The following is a 20,137-nucleotide window of genomic DNA, read 5'->3' as shown; positions in this document are numbered from 1 at the left end:
CGGCCGACCGGGTTGATCGAGGCCGGAGCGAACAGCTAGAATTGCTTGGCGCAAACTGCGTCGAATCATCCGCTTTGCTGCACTCCCACCAACAGTTCTCCTGCGACCGAGGTCGCTGGGCGAGCGGGATGCGGCCCGAGAAATGCCCAGCTGGAGCAACCACTACATGACAATCGTAACGACCAAGGCACCCAAGCAGGTCGCCGTCAACGACATCGGATCTGCTGAAGACTTCCTTGCCGCGGTCGAAAAGACTCTCAAGTTCTTCAACGACGGAGACCTCATCGAGGGCACCGTCGTCAAGATCGACCGCGACGAGGTCCTCCTCGACGTCGGGTACAAGACCGAGGGCGTCATCCCCTCGCGCGAACTCTCGATCAAGCACGACGTCGATCCCACCGAGGTCGTCAACGTCGGCGACACCGTCGAAGCCCTCGTCCTCCAGAAGGAAGACAAAGAAGGCCGGCTCATCCTCTCCAAGAAGCGCGCTCAGTACGAGCGTGCCTGGGGCGATGTCGAGAAGATCAAGGACGCCGACGGCGTCGTCACCGGCACGGTCATCGAGGTCGTCAAGGGCGGCCTCATCGTCGACATCGGGCTCCGCGGCTTCCTTCCCGCCTCGCTCATCGAGCTGCGTCGTGTCCGCGACCTCACGCCCTACCTGGGTCAGGAGATCGAGGCCAAGATCCTCGAGCTCGACAAGAACCGCAACAACGTCGTCCTCTCGCGTCGCGCTCTGCTCGAGCAGACGCAGTCCGAGAGCCGCACCTCGTTCCTGAACAACCTCCACAAGGGTCAGGTCCGCAAGGGCGTCGTCTCGTCGATCGTCAACTTCGGTGCGTTCGTCGACCTCGGCGGCGTCGACGGTCTCGTCCACGTCTCCGAGCTCTCCTGGAAGCACATCGAGCACGCCTCCGAGGTCGTCGAGGTCGGTCAGGAAGTCACGGTCGAGATCCTCGAGGTCGACCTCGAGCGCGAGCGCGTGTCGCTGTCGCTCAAGGCCACCCAGGAAGACCCGTGGCAGGTCTTCGCCCGCACGCACGCCATCGGTCAGGTTGCTCCCGGCAAGGTCACGAAGCTCGTGCCGTTCGGTGCGTTCGTCCGTGTCGCCGACGGCATCGAGGGCCTCGTCCACATCTCCGAGCTGTCCGCCAAGCACGTCGAGCTCGCCGAGCAGGTCGTGTCGGTCGGCGACGAGGTGTTCGTCAAGGTCATCGACATCGACCTCGAGCGTCGCCGCATCTCGCTGAGCCTCAAGCAGGCCAACGAGGGTGTCGACCCCGAGGGCACCGAGTTCGACCCGGCGCTCTACGGCATGCTCACCGAGTACGACGACCAGGGCAACTACAAGTACCCCGAGGGCTTCGACCCGGAGACCAACGAGTGGCGCGAGGGCTTCGAGGCCCAGCGCGAGAAGTGGGAGCAGGACTACGCTGCCGCCCAGGCTCGCTGGGAGGCCCACAAGAAGCAGGTCGCTGCCTCGCTCGTCGAGGAGGCCACCTCCTTCGACGTGCCTTCGGGCTCCTCGTTCTCGAACGAGGCCGCCTCGGGCGCCGGCACCCTCGCCGACGACGAGTCGCTCGCCGCGCTTCGCGAGAAGCTGTCGAACAACAACTAGTCACACCCCTCGAAGCGGCGGTCACCTCCGGGTGGCCGCCGTTTCGGCGTTCCCGCGTGCGTCGTTCCGCACCGCCTGTTCTTCGTCGGCCCCTTCCCCGCATACAAATGGACGGAGATTCTTGCCCGTCCCCTCCTCCCGCGTACAAATGGACGGAGATTCTCGCCCCCTCCCTCCCTGCGCGTACAAATGGACGGAGATTCTCGTCCAATGCCCTTCCGATCCGCCTCACTTTCGCGCTTCGCAGAAGATCTCCGTCCATTTGCACCCACGCGACCGGATCTCCGTCGATATGGACGGAGAAACAAGAACGGGGCGAGGATCTCCGTCCATATGCGCACCACACCCACGGACACCGCGACGAACCGGCAACCACCCGAGCGCTAGGCTGCAGGCGTGTTCGTAGTGGGGCTGACCGGCGGGATCGCAGCAGGCAAGACCGTGGTGTCCGCGCGACTGGCCGAGCGGGGCGCAGCCCACATCGACGCCGACCGACTCGCGCGCGAGGTGGTGGAGCCGGGCACCCCGGCTCTCGAGGCGATCGCCCGCCGCTTCGGCGACGCGATCCTGCGCTCCGACGGCAGTCTCGACCGGGCCGCTCTCGGTGCGATCGTGTTCTCTGACCCCGACGCTCGACGTGACCTCGAAGGCATCACGCACCCCGCGGTGCAGCAGCTCAGCCAGCAGCGGATGCGCGAGGCGACCGAGGCGGATCCTGCGCGGGTGGTCGTCTACGACGTGCCGCTCCTCGTCGAGGCCCGCGGAACGGGCGAGTTCGACCGGGTCGTGGTGGTGCACGCGCCCCGCGAGACCCGCATCGAGCGCATGGTGTCGCTCCGGGGCATGGACGAAGCCGACGCGGTCCGCAGGATCGACGCCCAGGCCACCGACGAGCAGCGCCTCGCCGTCGCCGACGACGTGATCGACTCGAGCGGCTCCCTCGACGAGACGCTCGCGCAGACCGACGCGCTGTACGACCGCCTCGCCGAGCTCGCCGCAGCGAAAGCCGGAGCCGCAGCGAAAGCCGCAGCCGCAGACAAAGCCGCAGACCCAGACAACGCCTGCGCGAGCAGGATCACGCCCCCTGTTCGCTCCCAGCAGCCCCGGGCGGACCAGCCTCGTCCTTCGAGTGTCAGTGGTCGCTCGTAGACTTGTTCTATGGAACCGACTCGCAGTGTCCGCCCCTTCGAAGTGGTCAGCGAGTACCAGCCGAGCGGCGATCAGCCTGCCGCGATCGCTGAGCTCGCCGGCCGCATCAACGCCGGTGAGACGGACGTGGTGCTCCTCGGCGCCACCGGTACGGGCAAGTCCGCCACGACCGCGTGGCTCGTCGAGGCCGTCAACCGCCCGACCCTGGTGCTCGCTCACAACAAGACCCTCGCGGCGCAGCTGGCGAACGAGTTCCGCGAGCTCTTCCCGAACAACGCCGTCGAGTACTTCGTGTCGTACTACGACTACTACCAGCCCGAGGCGTACGTCCCGCAGACCGACACCTTCATCGAGAAAGACTCGTCGATCAACGCCGAGGTCGAGCGTCTCCGCCACTCGACGACGAACTCCCTCCTGAGCCGGCGCGACGTCATCGTCGTCTCGACGGTGTCGTGCATCTACGGACTCGGCACCCCCGAGGGCTACATGGAGGCGATGATCGCGCTCCAGGTGGGCATGCAGATCCCGCGCGACCAGCTCGTGCGGCGCTTCGTCGCGATGCAGTACCAGCGCAACGACATCGACTTCTCGCGCGGCAACTTCCGAGTGCGCGGCGACACCATCGAGATCATCCCGATGTACGAGGAGCTCGCCGTCCGGATCGAGATGTTCGGCGACGAGATCGAGGCGCTCTACTACCTCCACCCGCTCACCGGCGACGTCGTCCGCAGCATGGACGCCGTGTCGATCTTCCCCGGCTCCCACTACGTGGCCGGCACCGACGTCATGCACCGCGCCATCGGCACCATCAAGGCCGAGCTCGCCGACCGCCTCGCCGAGCTCGACAAGCAGGGCAAGCTCCTCGAGTCGCAGCGGCTCCGCATGCGCACCACCTTCGACCTCGAGATGATGGAGCAGATCGGCTTCTGCAACGGCATCGAGAACTACTCTGCGCACATCGACGGCCGCAGGCCGGGGGAGGCTCCGCACTGCCTGCTCGACTACTTCGCCGACGACTTCCTCGTCGTCATCGACGAGTCGCACGTCACTGTCCCGCAGATCGGCGCCATGTACGAGGGCGACGCCTCCCGCAAGCGCACCCTGGTCGACCACGGCTTCCGGCTGCCGAGCGCCCTCGACAACCGGCCGCTGAAGTTCGAGGAGTTCCTCGACCGCGTCGGCCAGAAGATCTACCTCTCGGCGACGCCCGGCAAGTACGAGCTCGGCATCACCGACAGTGTGGTCGAGCAGATCATCCGACCGACCGGCCTCATCGACCCCGCGATCGTCATCAAGCCCTCCGAGGGCCAGATCGACGATCTCCTCGAAGAGATCCAGCTCCGCGTCGAGCGCGACGAGCGCGTCCTGGTCACCACGCTCACCAAGAAGATGGCCGAAGAGCTGACCGACTTCCTCACCGAGGCCGGGGTCCGCGTGCGGTACCTCCACTCCGACGTCGACACCCTCCGCCGGGTCGAGCTCCTCACCGAGCTCCGGCAGGGCATCTACGACGTGCTCGTCGGCATCAACCTCCTCCGAGAGGGTCTCGACCTGCCCGAGGTGTCCCTGGTGGCGATCCTCGACGCCGACAAGGAGGGCTTCCTCCGGTCGTCGACGTCGCTGATCCAGACCATCGGGCGCGCCGCTCGAAACGTCTCGGGCGAAGTGCACATGTATGCCGACAGGGTCACCGACTCGATGAAGCAGGCGCTCGAAGAGACCGACCGCCGCCGCGAGAGGCAGGTCGCCTACAACACCGAGCACGGCATCGACCCGACCCCGCTGCGCAAGAAGATCGCCGACATCACCGAGGTGCTGGCCCGCGAGGGCGCCGACACGGCCGAGCTCCTGGCCGGGCGGCAGGGCAAGAGGCGCGCGCCCACGCCCGAGCTCCGTCGCGAGGGCAAGGCCGCGAGTGCCGCAGGCGGCATCGAGGCGATCATCGCCGATCTCAACGACCAGATGCTGCAGGCCGCGGCCGAGCTCAAGTTCGAGCTCGCTGGTCGCCTTCGCGACGAGGTCGCCGAGCTCAAGAAAGACCTCCGCGGCATGGAGGCCGCTGGGCATGTCCGCTGATCAGGTCGCCGGGGTCGCCCCTGCTGCTGGCGCCCACCGGGCCCGGGTGGTCGTCACCGGCGCGAACGCGGGCCTCGGCTACTTCGTGGCCGAGCAGGTGGCGGCCACCGGTGCCCGTGTCGTCCTCGCCTGCCGCGACGAGGGGCGAGCCGCCCGAGCCGTCGAGAGCATCCGCCAGCGCTACCCCGACGCCGACCTCGAGGTCGTGATCGCCGACCTCGCCGACCTCGCGTCGGTCCGCCGCGCCGCCTCGCAGATCGTCGCCGGCGGCCCGGTCGACACCCTCGTCGCCAACGCCGGAGTCGTGGGGTCGAAGTCGCGCGAGACCACGGCCGACGGCTTCGAGCTCCAGTTCGGCACGAACCACCTCGGCCACTTCGCCCTGATCGCGCACCTGCTTCCCGCTCTCACGAGCGCAGACGCGGGCAGGATCGTGCACCTCGGCAGCATCAGCCACCGCTGGGCGCGCCTCGACCTCGACGACCCCATGCTCACCAGCGGCTACCGCAGCTACCGGGCCTACTCGAGGTCCAAGCTCGCCGTCATGACGTTCGGCTTCGAGCTCGACCGGCGTCTGCGCGCTGCCGGCTCGTCGGTCCGGAGCGTCGTGGCGCACCCAGGGTTCGCTCTCGACACGCTCACCGAGAAGCGACCCGGCATCGTGTCGAGACGTTGGATCCCGAGCCCGGTCGTCGGTCTGCTCCGCACCGTGTGCCAGGGCAAGGACCAGGGGGCCAGGCCGCTCACGTATGCTGCGCTGGGCGCGGACGTCCGCGGCGGGGAATACTGGGGACCCGACGGCTGGTTCCAGCTCACAGGCGCTCCCGCCCTGGTCCGGGCCAAGAAGCACGCGATGAACCGCAAGGCCGCCGCCCGCCTCTGGAACCTCTCCGCTCGCCTCACCCGTCTGCAGCCCGTCCTCGAGTAGCCGCCGCCCGCCGCAGCGCCCACCGATCCACCGGATTCCTCCTCCCTAGAATGGACAGAGTGTCGATTTCACCCGCAAGCCCCGCCTTCTCCGAGTTCGACGAGTTCGATGCGTTCGACGACGCCAGCGTCACCGACCCCGGTGAGGTCTCGAAGCTGAGCGTCCGCGGCGCACGCGTCCACAACCTCCAGAACGTCGACATCGAGATCCCGCGCGACTCGCTCGTCGTCTTCACGGGCCTGAGCGGCTCGGGCAAGTCGTCTCTCGCCTTCGACACGATCTTCGCGGAGGGCCAGCGCCGCTACGTCGAGTCGCTGTCCGCCTACGCGCGCCAGTTCCTCGGCCAGGTCGACCGTCCCGACGTCGACTTCATCGAGGGACTGAGCCCCGCCGTGTCCATCGACCAGAAGTCGACGAACCGCAACCCCCGCTCGACCGTCGGCACGATCACCGAGATCTACGACTACATGCGCCTGCTCTGGGCGCGCATCGGCGTGCCGCACTGCCCCGTCTGCGGCGAGAAGATCAGCAAGCAGACCGTGCAGCAGATCGCCGACCAGCTCATGACGCTCGAGACCGGCCGCCGCTACCAGGTCCTGAGCCCCATCGTGTCGCAGAAGAAGGGCGAGTTCGTCGACCTCTTCAAAGAGCTCGCCTCCTCGGGCTACTCGCGCGCGATCGTCGACGGCGAGGCGATCCAGCTCAGCTCGCCGCCCGTGCTCAAGAAGCAGATCAAGCACGACATCTCGGTCGTCGTCGACCGGCTCGTCGCGTCCGACGACCTGCTGTCGCGCCTCACCGACTCGCTTGAGACGGCTCTCCGCCTCACCGACGGTCTCGTCACGATCAACTTCGTCGACGAGACGGGCCCCGAGGCCTTCCGGACGTTCTCCGAGAAGCTCTCCTGCCCGAACAACCACCCGCTCCAGCTCACCGAGGTCGAGCCGCGGACCTTCTCGTTCAACGCCCCCTTCGGCGCCTGCCCCGAGTGCTCCGGCCTCGGCACGAAGATGTCGGTCGACTCCGACCTCCTCCTCGGCGACGACGAGCTGAGCCTCTCGGAGGGCGTCATCCTGCCCTGGACCAACTCCGGCAAGGGCCTCTACAACTACTTCCAGAAACTGCTCGAGGGTCTCGCGAGCGACCTCCGGTTCAAGCTCACCACCCCGTGGCGCGACCTCTCGCCCGAGGTGCGCCGCGCCGTCCTCGAGGGCAACGACTTCGAGGTGACCGTCCGGTACCGCAACCGCTTCGGTCGCGAGATGAAGTACAGCACCGGCTTCGAGGGCGTCATGCCCTACATCGAGCGCAAGTACGCCGAGGCCGAGTCCGACTCGCAGCGCCAGCGCTACGCGTCCTATCTCCGCGAGATCCCCTGCGTCGTCTGCAAGGGCAAGCGCCTGAAGCCCGAGGTCCTCGCCGTCCAGGTCGCCGAGCAGAGCATCGCCGACGTCGCCGAGCTGAGCCTCGCCGACGCCTTCGAGTTCATGAACACCGTCGAGCTCACCGCTCGCGAGGCCAGGATCGCGGCGCAGGTGCTCCGAGAGATCCGCGTGCGTCTCGAGTTCCTCCTCGAGGTCGGCCTGAACTACCTCTCGCTCGCCCGCTCGGCCGGATCGCTCTCGGGAGGCGAGGCGCAGCGCATCCGGCTCGCGACGCAGATCGGCTCGGGCCTCACCGGGGTGCTCTACGTTTTGGACGAGCCGTCCATCGGTCTGCACCAGCGCGACAACCGCCGTCTCATCGACACTCTCGTCAAGCTCAAGAACCTCGGCAACACCCTCATCGTCGTGGAGCACGACGAGGACACCATCCGGACCGCCGACTGGGTCGTCGACATCGGGCCCGGCGCCGGCGTCAACGGCGGTCGGGTCGTGCACTCGGGCAGCTACGAGGACCTCATCGCGAACACCTCGTCGTACACCGGCGACTACCTCGCCGGTCGCCGCTCGATCGAGACGCCGTCGAAGCGCCGGAAGATCGACAAGAGCCGGATGATCTCAGTCGTCGGCGCCCGCGCAAACAACCTCGACAACGTCACCGTCGACTTCCCGCTCGGCACGTTCGTCGCCGTCACCGGAGTCTCCGGCTCCGGCAAGTCGACGCTCGTGAACGACATCCTGTACAAGGTGATGGCCAACCAGCTCAACGGCGCCCGCCAGATTCCGGGCAAGCACACGCGCGTCACCGGGCTCGAGAACCTCGACAAGGTCGTCCACGTCGATCAGGCCCCGATCGGCCGCACGCCCCGCTCGAACCCGGCGACGTACACCGGCGTCTTCGACAAGATCCGCAACCTGTTCGCCGAGACCGTCGAGGCGAAGGCGCGCGGCTACCTGCCGGGCCGATTCAGCTTCAACGTCAAGGGCGGCCGCTGCGAGAACTGCGCGGGTGACGGCACGATCAAGATCGAGATGAACTTCCTGCCCGACGTCTACGTCGCGTGCGAGGTGTGCGGGGGAGCCCGCTACAACCGCGACACGCTCCAGGTGCACTACAAGGGCAAGAACATCTCCGAGGTCCTCGACATGCCGATCGCCGAGGCGGCCGAGTTCTTCGCGCCGATCAGCTCGATCTCCCGCTTCATGGCGACGCTCGTCGACGTGGGCCTCGGCTACGTCCGCCTCGGGCAGAGCGCCACCACGCTCTCCGGCGGCGAGGCGCAGCGCGTCAAGCTCGCGACCGAGCTCCAGAAGCGCTCGAACGGCCGGAGCGTCTACGTCCTCGACGAGCCGACCACCGGTCTGCACTTCGAAGACGTCCGGAAGCTCCTGCTGGTCCTGAACGGTCTCGTCGAGAAGGGCAACACGGTCATCACGATCGAGCACAACCTCGACGTGATCAAGTCGGCCGACTGGCTGATCGACATGGGGCCCGAGGGCGGCGCCGGCGGCGGCCGAGTGCTGGCCACGGGCACGCCCGAGCATCTCGCGAAGGTCCCGGAGAGCCACACCGGGCGCTTCCTGGCCGAGATCCTGTCGATGCCGAGGGCCGAGATCCCGGCGCCAGCGAAGGCAAGGAAGCCCCGCGCGAAGGCGCTGGCCGGCTAGGTCTGGCTGATGAGCAACACCGTTTCCTGGCGCCCGAAAGCGAGCGACATCCCGACGCAGCCGGGCGTCTACCGCTGGCGAGACGAGCGCGGCCGCGTGCTGTACGTCGGCAAGGCGAAGAACCTCCGACAGCGTCTGAGCAACTACTTCGCGCCGCTGCCGTCGCTCCACGAGCGCACCCGTCGCATGGTCCTCACCGCGCGCAGTGTCGAGTGGACAGTCGTCGGCACCGACATCGAGGCCCTGCAGCTCGAGTACACCTGGATCAAGGAGTTCGACCCGCCCTTCAACGTCAAGTTCCGCGACGACAAGACGTACCCGTTCATGGCGATCACGCTCGCCGACGAGGCGCCGCGCGTCATGGTCTCGCGCAACACGAGGATCAAGGGCGCGAAGTACTTCGGCCCGTACCCCAAGATCTGGGCGGTGCACGACACCATCGACCTGATGATCAAGGTCTTCCCGATCCGGACCTGCTCCGACTCGAGCTACAAGAAGGCCATGCAGACGGGCAAGCCGTGCTTCCCCGGTCAGATCGGGCGCTGCGGCGGACCGTGCTCCGGCCGGGTGACCATCGAGGAGCACCGCAGGATCGTCGACGAGTTCGTCCGCTTCATGGGCAGCTACGACCGCCGCGTCATCGCCGACCGCCAGCGGCAGATGAAGCAGGCCGCGGAAGAGCAGCGGTACGAAGACGCCGCCAGGTTCCGCGACCAGGTCGGCGCCCTCGAGGCGGTCCTCGAGAAGTCGGCCGTGGTGCTCCGCGACTCCGTCGACCTCGACCTCTTCGCCGTCTCCGAAGACGAGCTGGCCGCCGCTGTGCAGCTCTTCACGGTCCGCGGCGGTCGCGTGCGCGGCGCGCGGGGCTGGGTCCTCGACAAGGAGATCGACATCTCGACCGGCGACATCGTCGAGCAGGCCCTTCAAGACGTCTACAGCCGAGGCGGCGAGCTGCCCCGAGAGATCGTCGTGCCCACCCTCCCCGACGACGTCGAGGCCCTCGAGACCTGGCTCACCGATCTCCGGACCGAGAGCGCGACAGACGGCAGGATGCGCGGCCGCGTCCAGCTGCACACCCCGCAGCGGGGCGACAAGGCGAACCTGATGCAGACCGCCACCCTCAATGCGGCTCAGTCGCTGATGCTCTACAAGACCAAGCGGAGCGCCGACTTCGCGACGAGGTCCACGGCGCTGGCCGACATCCAGGAGGCGCTCGGCATGACGGAGGCGCCCCTCCGGATGGAGTGCTACGACGTCTCGCACCTGCAGGGCACGAACATCGTGGCGTCGATGGTCGTCTTCGAAGACGGCCTGCCGCGCAAAGACCAGTACCGCAGGTTCTCCATCCCGTCGTCGACCGACGACACCGAGTCGATCTACCAGACGCTCACGCGGCGCCTCGCCCGTCTCGACGACGAGCTGGCGCCGGTCGAGGAGGTCGGCGAGCAGCGCAAGCGGTTCGCCTACCGGCCGAACCTGCTCATCGTCGACGGCGGTCAGCCACAGGTCGCCGCGGCTCAGCGGGCGATGGACGACCTCGGGGTCACCGGCATCCAGCTGGCGGGCATCGCGAAGCGCCTCGAAGAGATCTGGCTGCCCGACGACGGCTTCCCGGTGATCCTGCCGCGCAACAGCGACGCGCTGTTCCTGATCCAGCGGATCCGCGACGAGGCTCACCGCTTCGCGATCACGTTCCAGCGTCAGCGCCGGAAGCGCGACATCGCGACGCAGCTCGCCGAGATCCCCGGTCTCGGTGCCACCCGCGTCGCGGTCCTGCTCAAGCACTTCGGCTCCGTCGCGAGGCTCAAGAAGGCCAGCGCGAAGGAGATCGCCGAGGTGAAGGGGATCGGCCCCACGCTCGCCGCGAGCATCGTGTCCGCGATGGGCACGGCGGCGCAGGCCGACGAGGCGGCCGCGGACGAAGCGGACGCTGACGAGCCAGCCACGGACGAGACGGACGCCGACGAGACGGACGCCGACGCCCCCGTCGCCGCCACAGCGCCCGAGTAGGATTGGCGCGATCTCGATGGCAACCGGAAGGGCTCCTCTGCAATGAGTGACGCACCCGAACAGCAGGACGTCCTGATCGTCACCGGGATGTCGGGGGCCGGCCGATCGACGGTCGGCAACGCCCTCGAAGACGTCGGCTGGTACGTCGTCGACAACCTCCCCGCGCAGATGCTTCGCCCCCTGATCGACCTCGCCGAGCGCGCCGGCGACTCGCTCCCGAAGATCGCGGCGGTCGTCGACGTCCGCGGGGGCCGTCTCTTCTCCGAGGCCCAGGAGGCGGTGCGGGCTCTTCAAGAGAGCATGCCGACGAAGGTGCGCGTCCTGTTCCTCGACGCCACCGACGCCGCTCTCGTGCGGCGCTTCGAGCAGGTCAGGCGACCGCACCCTCTCCAGGGCGACGGCACCCTCCTCGACGGCATCCTGGCGGAGCGCAGCCGGATGGAGGAGCTCCGCGAGTCGAGCGACATCATCATCGACACCTCCGAGCTCAACATCCACCAGCTCGCGACGACCATCATCGAGAGGTTCTCGGCGCCCGAGACCCCGGGCGTCCAGGTCACGGTCCTGAGCTTCGGCTTCAAGTACGGCCTGCCCGCCGACGCCGACATGGTGGGCGACGCGCGCTTCCTCCCCAACCCGTTCTGGGTGCCCGAGCTCCGCCCGATGACGGGTCTCGACTCGGCGGTGAACGAGTTCGTGCTCGACCAGCCGGGAGCCCGCGAGTTCGTCGACGCCTTCGGCCGAGCGCTGGAGCCCGTCATGGCCGGCTATCAGCGTGAGAACAAGAGACACGCTACGATCGCCATTGGCTGCACGGGGGGAAAACACCGATCGGTGACCCTCGTCGGCGAGCTGGCGGCGCACCTCCGCGGTCTTCCCGGGGTGGCGGTCAGCGTCAAGCACCGCGACCTGGGTCGCGAGTAGTCCGAGGCCGTCCTCCCCGCCGCGCGCCTGCAGGTGCCTCACCAGCGCCCCGCGACCGGCGGCATCACGCATCATCCCGAACAACGTAAGGAACCGTCTTGGCACAGACCGCCGACGTCAAAGAAGAGCTCGCCCGCGTCGAGGTCTCGAAGACCACCGTCCGCGCGGCCGAGGTGGCCACCATTCTTCGATTCGCCGGCGGTCTCCACGTGATCTCCGGCCGTATCGCGGTCGAGGCCGAGCTCGACAGCGCTCTCCTCGCGCGCCGGGTCCGCAAAGACCTCGCCGAGCTGTACGGCGCCCGGAGCGACGTCTCCGTCATCGCCGCGACCGGGCTCCGCCGGACCAGCCACTACCTCGTGCGCGTCCACGAGGCCGGCGAGACGCTCGCCCGGCAGACCGGTCTGATGGACGCCAGACGCCGCCCGGTCCGCGGCCTCCCCAACCGCCTGACCACCGGCTCCCGCGACGATCTCGCCGCGATCTGGCGCGGCGCCTTCCTCGCGCAGGGCTCCCTCACCGACCCCGGCCGCTCCGCCGCCCTCGAGGTCGTCTGCCCGGGCAACGAGGCTGCCATGGCCCTGGTCGGCGCCGCCGGGAGGCTCGGCATCGCAGCCAAGGCGCGCGAGGTCCGCGGCGTGCACCGGGTCGTCATCCGCGACGGCGAGGCCATCAGCGCCATGCTCAGCCAGATGGGCGCCACGAAGAGCGTCAGCGACTGGGAGGAGCTCCGTCAGCGCCGCGAGGTCCGCGCGACGGCGAACCGGCTCGTCAACTTCGACGACGCCAACCTCCGGCGCTCGGCTCAGGCAGCGGTCGCCGCGTGCGCCCGCGTCGACCGGGCGATGGAGATCCTGGGCGACGACATCCCCGAGCACCTCCGCTACGCCGGCGAGCTCCGTCTGGCGCACCGCGACGCGAGTCTCGACGAGCTGGGTCACCACGCCGACCCGCCCATGACGAAAGACGCCGTGGCGGGCAGGATCAGGCGGCTCCTCGCGATGGCCGACAAGAAGGCCGCCGACACGGGCATCCCCGGCACCGAGGCCAATCTCCCAGCCGACCTCGACCTCGACTGACGTCCGTCGCCCGTGCGTCCTGCGATAGTGTCGTAGAGGCCACGAGCTCGCTTCACCTCCGCTGTCAGACAACAGCGCCAAGCCATGACAACAAGCGCCGCAGGGCGCCCGAAAAACTGGAGATCCATTGAGCGTCAAGATCGGAATCAACGGCTTCGGCCGCATCGGCCGCAACTACTTCCGCGCCGCCCTCGCGAAGGGGAGTGACCTCGAGATCGTCGCCGTCAACGATCTGACCGACAACGCCGCCCTGGCGAACCTTCTGAAGTTCGACTCGATCACGGGTCGCCTCGACGCGACCGTCGAGCTCGAGGGCGACAGCATCGTCGTCAACGGCAAGGCCATCAAGGTCCTCGCCGAGCGCGACCCCGCCAACCTCCCGTGGGGCGAGCTGGGCGTCGACATCGTCATCGAGTCGACCGGTTTCTTCACCAAGGCCGCCGACGCTCAGAAGCACATCGACGCCGGTGCCAAGAAGGTCATCATCTCCGCGCCCGCGACCGGCGACGACATCACCATCGTCCTCGGTGTCAACGAGGGCCTCTACGACCCCGCCGCGCACCACATCATCTCGAACGCGTCGTGCACCACGAACAGCCTCGCGCCCCTGATGAAGGTCTTCCTCGACAACTTCGGCGTCGAGCGCGGCCTCATGACGACCGTGCACGCCTACACGGCCGACCAGAACCTCCAGGACGGCCCGCACAAAGACCCGCGTCGTGCCCGCGCCGCCGCCCTCAACATCGTGCCGACGTCGACCGGTGCCGCCAAGGCCATCGGCCTCGTCATCCCCGAGCTGTCCGGCAAGCTCGACGGCTACGCCCTCCGCGTCCCGGTCCCGACCGGCTCGATCACCGACGTCACACTCGAGACCTCGTCGCCCGTCACGGTCGACCAGATCAACGCCGCGTACAAGGCAGCTGCCGAGGGCGACCTCAAGGGCATCCTGCTCTACTCCGAAGACCCGCTGGTCTCGAGCGACATCCGCAGCGACCCGCACTCGTCGATCTACGACTCGGGCCTGACCAAGGTGATCGGCAACCTCGTCAAGATCACGTCGTGGTACGACAACGAGTGGGGCTACTCGAACCGTCTCGTCGACCTCGCCGAGTACGTCGCCGCCAAGCTCTAGCTCTCGGCGACGACCGCCCGAGACCTGCAGCACGAACCGTTAGGCACGACACCCATGGCTCTCCGCACCCTCGAGTCGCTCGGCGATCTGGCCGGCAGGCGCGTCATCGTCCGGTGTGATCTCAACGTCCCCCTGAAGGACGGCGTGATCACCGACGACGGCCGCGTCCGCGCGTCGCTCGGCACCCTCCGCACCCTGATCGAGGCGGGCGCCCGCGTCGTCGTGATCTCCCACCTCGGGAGGCCCGACGGCGAGGCGAAGCCCGAGTACAGCCTGGCTCCGGTCGCGACACGCCTCGGCGAGCTCCTCGGAGCCGCCGTGGCGTTCGCGCCCGAGACGACGGGGGAGGCCACGACGAGCGCTGTCGAGGCCCTCTCCGACGGCGAGGTCCTCGTGCTCGAGAACCTCCGGTACCAGGCAGCGGAGACGTCGAAGAGCGACGAGGAGCGCACGGCATTCGCCGAGCAGCTCGCGGCCCTCGGCGACGCCTTCGTCTCCGACGGCTTCGGGGTCGTGCACCGCAAGCAGGCGAGCGTGTTCGACCTGCCGCAGCTCCTCCCGAGCGCGGCCGGCACGCTCATCGAGACGGAGCTCCGGGTCCTCGACCGGCTCACCGAGAACCCGGAGCGCCCCTACACGGTCGTGCTCGGGGGTTCGAAGGTGTCCGACAAGCTCGGCGTCATCGAGCACCTCCTGCCGCGGGTCGACAACCTGCTCATCGGCGGCGGGATGCTGTTCACCTTCCTGAAGGCGCAGGGCCACGCGGTCGGCAAGAGCCTCCTCGAAGAAGACCAGCTCGACCGGGTCCGCGGCTACGTGCGCGACGCCGAGGCACGCGGGGTGCGACTGATCCTGCCGACCGACGTGGTCGTGGCGTCCGGCTTCGCCCCAGACGCCGAGCACGCGACCGTCGCGGCCGAGTCGATCGAGAGCACCTCCTTCGGCAGCGACGGGATCGGGCTCGACATCGGGCCCGAGACCGCCGCGGCCTTCGCCGACGTCATCGCCTCGTCGAAGACCGTCTTCTGGAACGGCCCCATGGGCGTGTTCGAGTTCGACGCCTTCGCCGCGGGCACCCGGGTCGTCGCCGACGCGCTCACCCGCGTCGACGGCCTCGGAGTCGTCGGCGGCGGCGACTCCGCCTCGGCGGTCCGGGCTCTCGGCTTCGACGACGAGCAGTTCGGTCACATCTCCACCGGTGGTGGGGCAAGCCTCGAGTTCCTCGAGGGCAAGTCGCTTCCCGGCCTGGAGGTCCTCGGATGGTAACCACGCGCACCCCGTTCATCGCCGGCAACTGGAAGATGAACCTCGACCACCTGCAGTCGATCGCCTTCGTGCAGAAGCTCGCCTGGAGCCTCAAAGACGCGAAGCACGACTACGCGAGCGTCGAGACGGCGATCTTCCCGCCCTTCACCGACCTCCGGAGCGTCCAGACGCTGATCGACGCCGACCGGCTCGAACTCTCCCTCGGGGCTCAAGACCTGTCGCCCAGCGACTCCGGCGCCTACACCGGCGACATCTCGGGCGCCTTCCTCGCGCGCCTCGACGTGAAGTACGTCATCGTCGGTCACTCCGAGCGCCGGACGATCCACGGCGAGACCGACGAGGTCCTCGCGGCCAAGGTCGCCGCCGCGCACCGCCACGGCCTCGTGCCGGTCGTCTGCGTGGGCGAGACGGCCGAAGACCTCGAGAAGCACGGCCCGAGCGCCGTCCCCGTCGCTCAGCTGAGGGCAGCCCTCTCGCAGGTGCCCGCCTCCGCCGAGATCGTGGTCGCCTACGAGCCGGTCTGGGCCATCGGCTCGGGCCAGGCCGCTACGCCCGACCAGGCCGAGCAGGTGTGCGCCGCGCTGCGGTCGACCCTCGTCGAGGTCCTCGGCGCCGATGCGGCCGCCGCGACGCGCATCCTGTACGGCGGGTCGGTCAAGTCCTCGAACATCGCCGCTTTCATGCGCGAGCCGAACGTCGACGGAGCCCTCGTCGGCGGTGCCAGCCTCGACATCCCCGAGTTCGCCAGCATCGTGCGGTACCAGCACCACGTCGGCGTCTGATTCAGTCGACGCCAAGCTATAATTGCTGACGGCCCGACGCTCGAAAGGTTCTCCGTGCAAATTCTCCAGGTCGTACTGCAGGTGGTGCTCGGCATCACGAGCCTCCTGCTGACCCTGCTCATCCTGCTGCACCGCGGTCGCGGCGGCGGGTTGTCCGACATGTTCGGCGGCGGTGTCACCAGCAACCTCGGTGCGTCCGGGGTCGCCGAGCGCAACCTCAACCGCATCACCGTCATCCTCGGCCTGATCTGGATCGCGTCCATCGTGGTCCTCGGCCTCATCACCAAGTTCTCGGCAGGTTCGTAATGGCATCAGGCGGTAGCGCAATTCGAGGGTCCCGCGTCGGCGCAGGCCCGATGGGCGAACAAGACCGCGGCTTCCACGCCGAGCGGATCACCATCTCCTACTGGGACGCCCTCGGCAACGAGGTCGTGCGTCACTTCGCGGCGAACGTCCCCGAAGAAGAGATCCCCGAGACCGTCGACTCCCCGTCGACCGGGCTCCCGGCCGGCCGCGACAAAGACAACCCGCCCGTCGTCGCCAAGCTCGAGCCGTACAAGACGCACCTCGCCTACGTCAAAGAGCGCCGCACCGAAGAAGAGGCGGCTCAGCTCCTCGACGAGGCCCTGCAGCAGCTCCGCGAGCGGCGCGGCAAGGTTCCCGCGAAGAAGTAGCTCCACACCGAGAAGGCCCCCGGCAGAAGCCGGGGGCCTTTCCTCTGCCAGCAGCACGGAGCGAGGAGGACGGAGACGCAGGATGCCCGTGGTCGGCGACCACGGGCATCCTGCGTTCGGAACTCGTCTTCTAGTACGACGAGGCGATGAGCTGTTCGGGCACTTCGGCGGCAGCGTCTTTGTCGACGAAGAACACGGTGCGCTTTCGGCCCTTGACGCCCGCGACGGGAACCTGGTCGGCGCCCGCGCCGGCGAGGGCCAACCCGAGCGACGACGCCTTCTCGGCGCCGGCGAGGATCATCCACACGCGCTGCGAGTTGTTGATCGCCGGGAGGCTGAGCGTGAGACGCTCCGGCGGCGGCTTCGGGCTGTCGGTGATGGTGAGCACGGTGGGCTCGAGGGCGCTGATCTGCGGCTTGTCGGGGAAGAGCGAGGCCACATGGCCGTCGGGCCCGACGCCGAGGAGCGTGATGTCGAAGCGCGGCGACTCGTCGTCGCCCTGCGCGAACTCCTTGAGCTCGGCGACGTAGGCGGCGGCGGCCTCATCGACTGATGCGTAGTCGCCGACCGCGCCGAAACGGTGCACGTTCTCAGCCGGCACGCCGATGTGGTCGAGCAGATCGATGCCGTTCTGCTTGTCGTTGCGATCGGCGCTGTCGCTCTCGACCCAGCGCTCGTCGGACCACCAGAACGACACCTTCGACCAGTCGACGCTGTCGCGCGCCTCGGAGCGGTTGATGGCGGCGAGCACGAGCGTGCTCACGGATCCTCCGCTCAGGACGACGGACGCGTAGTCCTGCTCCTCGATGACATCGATGATCTTCGTGATGAATCGCGCGGCCACCGAGGCGCCCAGCGATTGCTTGTCAGGGTGAACCAACACCCGGCGTTCGTTCGTCACACTCAGTTGCTTTCTTGGTCTTCGCGCAATTGCCTCACGCCGGTCTTCACGACATTCCCGAAGAGGGAGTCTGGATCGAGTCTACGGAGTTCTTCCGCAAGGCAGTCGCGCAGGCTGCGGCGTGGCAGGGAGAGGTCGTGCGTCGGCTGGCCGGGCTGCGACAGGGTCGCCACATTGACCAGCGACCGCTCGAGCTCGATGGTGCCCGACGCCCGGTGCAGCAGGACGCCGTGGATTCCGCTGGAGCCGGTGGCCCGGGTGGTGAGCGCGTGCAGCACGGGAACCCGCAGCTGCAGCTTCAACCACGCGGCGAGGAGCAGCGTCGAGGGGGAGTCGGCAGCGCCGGACACCTCGACGGAGGTGATCGGCTCGTACGGCGGCTGGTCGAGCGCCGCGGCGAGCTGAGTGCGCCAGAGGGTGAGCCTCGTCCAGGCGAAGTCGGTGTCGCCGGGCTCGTAGGTCGACGCGAGGTCGATGATCGACTGGCGGGGATTGGTCTGCGCGGCGGCATCGGTGATGCGGCGCTGCGCGATCCTGCCGAGCGGCGACTCGGAGACGACGGCCGGGGCCTTGCCCGGCCACCAGGCGACGACGGGTGCGTCCGGCAGGAGGAGCCCGGTGACGAGACCCTCCTCGTCGGCTGCGATGTCGCCGTAGGCGCGGAGCAGGATGACCTCGCTCGCACCTGCGTCGCCGCCGACGCGGATCTGGGCGTCGAGGCGCGCCTCGCCGTGATCCGAGGGGTCGTCACCCGTCGAGATGACGATCACGCGCATGGGGTGCTCGCGACTGGCCTCGTTGGCCGCCTCGATCGCCTCCTCCTCGTGGCCGAGGCTGGTGGCGATGATGAGGGTCAGGACGCGCCCGAGGGCGACGACGCCGCCCTCCTCGCGGATCTTGACGAGAGCCTTCGAGACCCGACTGATCGTGCTGTCGGGAAGATCGACGATCACGGTCGCCTCCAGGTCCGGCCGTCGCGGGCCATCAGTTCGTCGGCGGAGTGGGGGCCCCACGTGCCGGGTCGGTATTGTTCGGGCTGCCCCTGTGTCGCCCAGAACTCCTCGATCGGGTCGAGGATCTTCCACGAGAGCTCGACCTCCTCGTGGCGCGGGAACAGCGGCGGGTCGCCCAGCAGGACGTCGAGGATGAGCCGCTCGTACGCCTCGGGGCTCGCCTCGGTGAAGGCGTGGCCGTAGCCGAAGTCCATCGTGACGTCACGCACCTGCGTGCCGATGCCGGGGACCTTCGAGCCGAACCGCAGCGTGACGCCCTCGTCGGGCTGGACGCGGATGACCAGGGCGTTCTGCCCCAGCTCGGCGCCGTCGCCGAGGCCGAAGACGTTCTCGGGGACGCGCTTGAAGACGACGGCGATCTCGGTGACCCTCCGACCCAGGCGCTTGCCGGCGCGGAGGTAGAAGGGCACGCCCGACCAGCGACGCGTGGCGATCTCGAGCTTGATGGCCGCGAAGGTCTCGGTGACGGAGTCGGGGTTCATCCCGCCCTCCTCCAGGAAGCCGAGGACCTTCTCGCCGCCCTGCCAGCCGCCGGAGTACTGACCGCGGGCGGTGCCCTCGGCGAGGTTCTCGGGGATCCGGACGGCGGAGAGCACCTTCTCCTTCTCGGCTCGCAGGTCGCGCGCCTTGAAGCTGACCGGCTCCTCCATCGCGGTGAGGGCGAGGAGCTGCAGCAGGTGGTTCTGGATCACGTCTCGCGCTGCGCCGATGCCGTCGTAGTAGCCGGCGCGGCCGGCGACGCCGATGTCTTCCGCCATGGTGATCTGGACGTGGTCGACGTAGTTGCTGTTCCAGAGCGGCTCGTACATCTGGTTCGCGAAGCGGAGCGTCAGCAGGTTCTGGACGGTCTCCTTGCCGAGGTAGTGGTCGATCCTGAACACCGAGTCGGGCTCGAAGACCGTCTCGACGACGGCGTTCAACTCGCGGGCGGTCGTCAGGTCGGAGCCGAAGGGCTTCTCGATCACGACGCGGCGCCAGGGTCGGTCGCCGTTGGCGTCGACCGTGTCTTCGGCGAGGCCGGAGTCGCGGAGCTGCTCGGTGACGAGGGGGAAGAACCGCGGCGGGATCGAGAGGTAGAAGGCGTGGTTGCCCTTCGTGCCGCGCTCGACGTCGAGCTGGTCGATCGTCTGCTTGAGCTGCTGGAAGGCCTCCGCGTCGTCGAAGTCGCCCTGGACGAACCGGATGCCCTCTTTCAGCTGCCGCCAGACGTCCTCGTCGAAGGGGGTCCGGGCGTGCTGCTTGACGGCCTCGTAGACGACCTGCTCGAAGTCCTGGTCCTCCCACTCGCGCCGGGCGAAGCCGACGAGGGCGAAGCCCGGGGGGAGGAGGCCGCGGTTCGCGAGGTCGTAGATCGCCGGCATGACCTTCTTGCGCGACAGGTCGCCCGTCACACCGAAGATGATCAGGCCGGACGGACCGGCGATGCGATTGAGGCGGCGGTCGGAGGGCAACCGCAGGGGGTTGAACTCCGGAGTGATTTCCACCGGTGCCATTGTCTTATCTGTCCTTGCGTTGTGGTGCTGCGAGAGGCGAGG

At 68.3% G+C, this 20,137-nt stretch carries 16 protein-coding genes; 13 read left to right on the top strand and 3 right to left on the bottom strand.

Translation table 11 applies throughout. The annotated features are described in order from the left end of the window. Window positions 1–166: 166 nt before the first annotated feature. The 13 genes from rpsA to ABD733_RS01615 all read left to right on the top strand — a co-directional run bounded on the left by rpsA (window position 167) and on the right by ABD733_RS01615 (window position 16,688). Window positions 167–1,618: a 30S ribosomal protein S1 gene (gene rpsA / locus ABD733_RS01675; protein ID WP_344793310.1), complete on the top strand. Its 1,452-nt coding sequence runs from the start codon at window positions 167–169 to the stop codon at window positions 1,616–1,618. A 396-nt stretch (window positions 1,619–2,014) separates the two neighbouring features. Then, window positions 2,015–2,767: a dephospho-CoA kinase gene (gene coaE, locus ABD733_RS01670; RefSeq protein ID WP_344793309.1), complete on the top strand. Its 753-nt coding sequence runs from the start codon at window positions 2,015–2,017 to the stop codon at window positions 2,765–2,767. Window positions 2,768–2,776: 9 nt separating this feature from the next. Next, entirely contained in the window at window positions 2,777–4,843 is a 2,067-nt protein-coding gene (gene uvrB / locus ABD733_RS01665; RefSeq protein ID WP_344793308.1) for an excinuclease ABC subunit UvrB, read from the top strand. Further along, window positions 4,833–5,771 carry an SDR family NAD(P)-dependent oxidoreductase gene (locus ABD733_RS01660; protein WP_344793307.1) on the top strand — a complete coding sequence of 313 codons (939 nt, stop codon included), beginning with the start codon at window positions 4,833–4,835 and terminating at the stop codon, window positions 5,769–5,771. Before uvrB ends, ABD733_RS01660 begins: the two co-directional genes overlap by 11 nt. A 155-nt stretch (window positions 5,772–5,926) precedes the next feature. Continuing rightward, window positions 5,927–8,821: an excinuclease ABC subunit UvrA gene (gene uvrA / locus ABD733_RS01655; protein WP_344795949.1), complete on the top strand. Its 2,895-nt coding sequence runs from the start codon at window positions 5,927–5,929 to the stop codon at window positions 8,819–8,821. Window positions 8,822–8,830: 9 nt separating this feature from the next. Beyond that, window positions 8,831–10,831, top strand: a complete 2,001-nt coding sequence (gene uvrC, locus ABD733_RS01650) for an excinuclease ABC subunit UvrC (protein WP_344793306.1) — start codon at window positions 8,831–8,833, stop codon at window positions 10,829–10,831. Between the two features lie 42 nt (window positions 10,832–10,873). After that, window positions 10,874–11,755, top strand: coding sequence for an RNase adapter RapZ (rapZ, locus tag ABD733_RS01645; RefSeq protein ID WP_344793305.1), 882 nt, complete (start codon window positions 10,874–10,876; stop codon window positions 11,753–11,755). 98 nt (window positions 11,756–11,853) lie between these two features. Next, window positions 11,854–12,834: a DNA-binding protein WhiA gene (gene whiA, locus ABD733_RS01640; protein WP_344793304.1), complete on the top strand. Its 981-nt coding sequence runs from the start codon at window positions 11,854–11,856 to the stop codon at window positions 12,832–12,834. Window positions 12,835–12,961: 127 nt separating this feature from the next. After that, complete coding sequence (gene gap / locus ABD733_RS01635; RefSeq protein WP_344793303.1) at window positions 12,962–13,966, top strand: type I glyceraldehyde-3-phosphate dehydrogenase; 1,005 nt, start codon at window positions 12,962–12,964, stop codon at window positions 13,964–13,966. 54 nt (window positions 13,967–14,020) lie between these two features. Beyond that, on the top strand, window positions 14,021–15,232 hold the full coding sequence (locus ABD733_RS01630; protein WP_344793302.1) for a phosphoglycerate kinase: 1,212 nt from the start codon (window positions 14,021–14,023) through the stop codon (window positions 15,230–15,232). Further along, window positions 15,226–16,014 (top strand): triose-phosphate isomerase, encoded by a 789-nt coding sequence (gene tpiA / locus ABD733_RS01625; RefSeq protein WP_344793301.1) that lies wholly within the window; start codon window positions 15,226–15,228, stop codon window positions 16,012–16,014. Before ABD733_RS01630 ends, tpiA begins: the two co-directional genes overlap by 7 nt. 54 nt (window positions 16,015–16,068) lie before the next feature. Beyond that, window positions 16,069–16,320, top strand: coding sequence for a preprotein translocase subunit SecG (secG, locus tag ABD733_RS01620; protein WP_055957799.1), 252 nt, complete (start codon window positions 16,069–16,071; stop codon window positions 16,318–16,320). Further along, window positions 16,320–16,688: an RNA polymerase-binding protein RbpA gene (locus ABD733_RS01615; protein WP_286343588.1), complete on the top strand. Its 369-nt coding sequence runs from the start codon at window positions 16,320–16,322 to the stop codon at window positions 16,686–16,688. The genes secG and ABD733_RS01615 overlap by 1 nt, the downstream gene beginning before the upstream one ends. A 130-nt stretch (window positions 16,689–16,818) precedes the next feature. Here the strand turns inward: ABD733_RS01615 and pgl are convergent, their stop codons facing one another. Genes pgl through zwf form a run of 3 tightly spaced genes read right to left on the bottom strand, consistent with a single transcriptional unit; the run spans window position 16,819 to window position 20,095 of the window. After that, window positions 16,819–17,589: a 6-phosphogluconolactonase gene (gene pgl, locus ABD733_RS01610; RefSeq protein ID WP_344793300.1), complete on the bottom strand. Its 771-nt coding sequence runs from the start codon at window positions 17,587–17,589 to the stop codon at window positions 16,819–16,821. A gap of 2 nt (window positions 17,590–17,591) precedes the next feature. Next, on the bottom strand, window positions 17,592–18,542 hold the full coding sequence (locus ABD733_RS01605; protein ID WP_344793299.1) for a glucose-6-phosphate dehydrogenase assembly protein OpcA: 951 nt from the start codon (window positions 18,540–18,542) through the stop codon (window positions 17,592–17,594). Further along, complete coding sequence (zwf, locus tag ABD733_RS01600) at window positions 18,539–20,095, bottom strand: glucose-6-phosphate dehydrogenase (RefSeq protein ID WP_344793298.1); 1,557 nt, start codon at window positions 20,093–20,095, stop codon at window positions 18,539–18,541. Before zwf ends, ABD733_RS01605 begins: the two co-directional genes overlap by 4 nt. Window positions 20,096–20,137 lie beyond the last annotated feature (42 nt).

The organism is Frondihabitans peucedani, from assembly GCF_039537585.1.
GTDB lineage: Bacteria > Actinomycetota > Actinomycetes > Actinomycetales > Microbacteriaceae > Frondihabitans > Frondihabitans peucedani.
Note: the sequence above shows the minus strand (reverse complement) of the source record. Positions and strands in the feature narration are given on the sequence as shown.

Coding starts and splice junctions, on each gene's coding strand:
- uvrC (WP_344793306.1), top strand. CDS start 8,831: ATGAGCAACACCGTTTCCTGGCGCCCGAAAGCGAGCGACATCCCGACG.
- tpiA (WP_344793301.1), top strand. CDS start 15,226: ATGGTAACCACGCGCACCCCGTTCATCGCCGGCAACTGGAAGATGAAC.
- rpsA (WP_344793310.1), top strand. CDS start 167: ATGACAATCGTAACGACCAAGGCACCCAAGCAGGTCGCCGTCAACGAC.
- uvrB (WP_344793308.1), top strand. CDS start 2,777: ATGGAACCGACTCGCAGTGTCCGCCCCTTCGAAGTGGTCAGCGAGTAC.
- rapZ (WP_344793305.1), top strand. CDS start 10,874: ATGAGTGACGCACCCGAACAGCAGGACGTCCTGATCGTCACCGGGATG.
- ABD733_RS01630 (WP_344793302.1), top strand. CDS start 14,021: ATGGCTCTCCGCACCCTCGAGTCGCTCGGCGATCTGGCCGGCAGGCGC.
- zwf (WP_344793298.1), bottom strand. CDS start 20,095: ATGGCACCGGTGGAAATCACTCCGGAGTTCAACCCCCTGCGGTTGCCC.
- ABD733_RS01660 (WP_344793307.1), top strand. CDS start 4,833: ATGTCCGCTGATCAGGTCGCCGGGGTCGCCCCTGCTGCTGGCGCCCAC.
- ABD733_RS01615 (WP_286343588.1), top strand. CDS start 16,320: ATGGCATCAGGCGGTAGCGCAATTCGAGGGTCCCGCGTCGGCGCAGGC.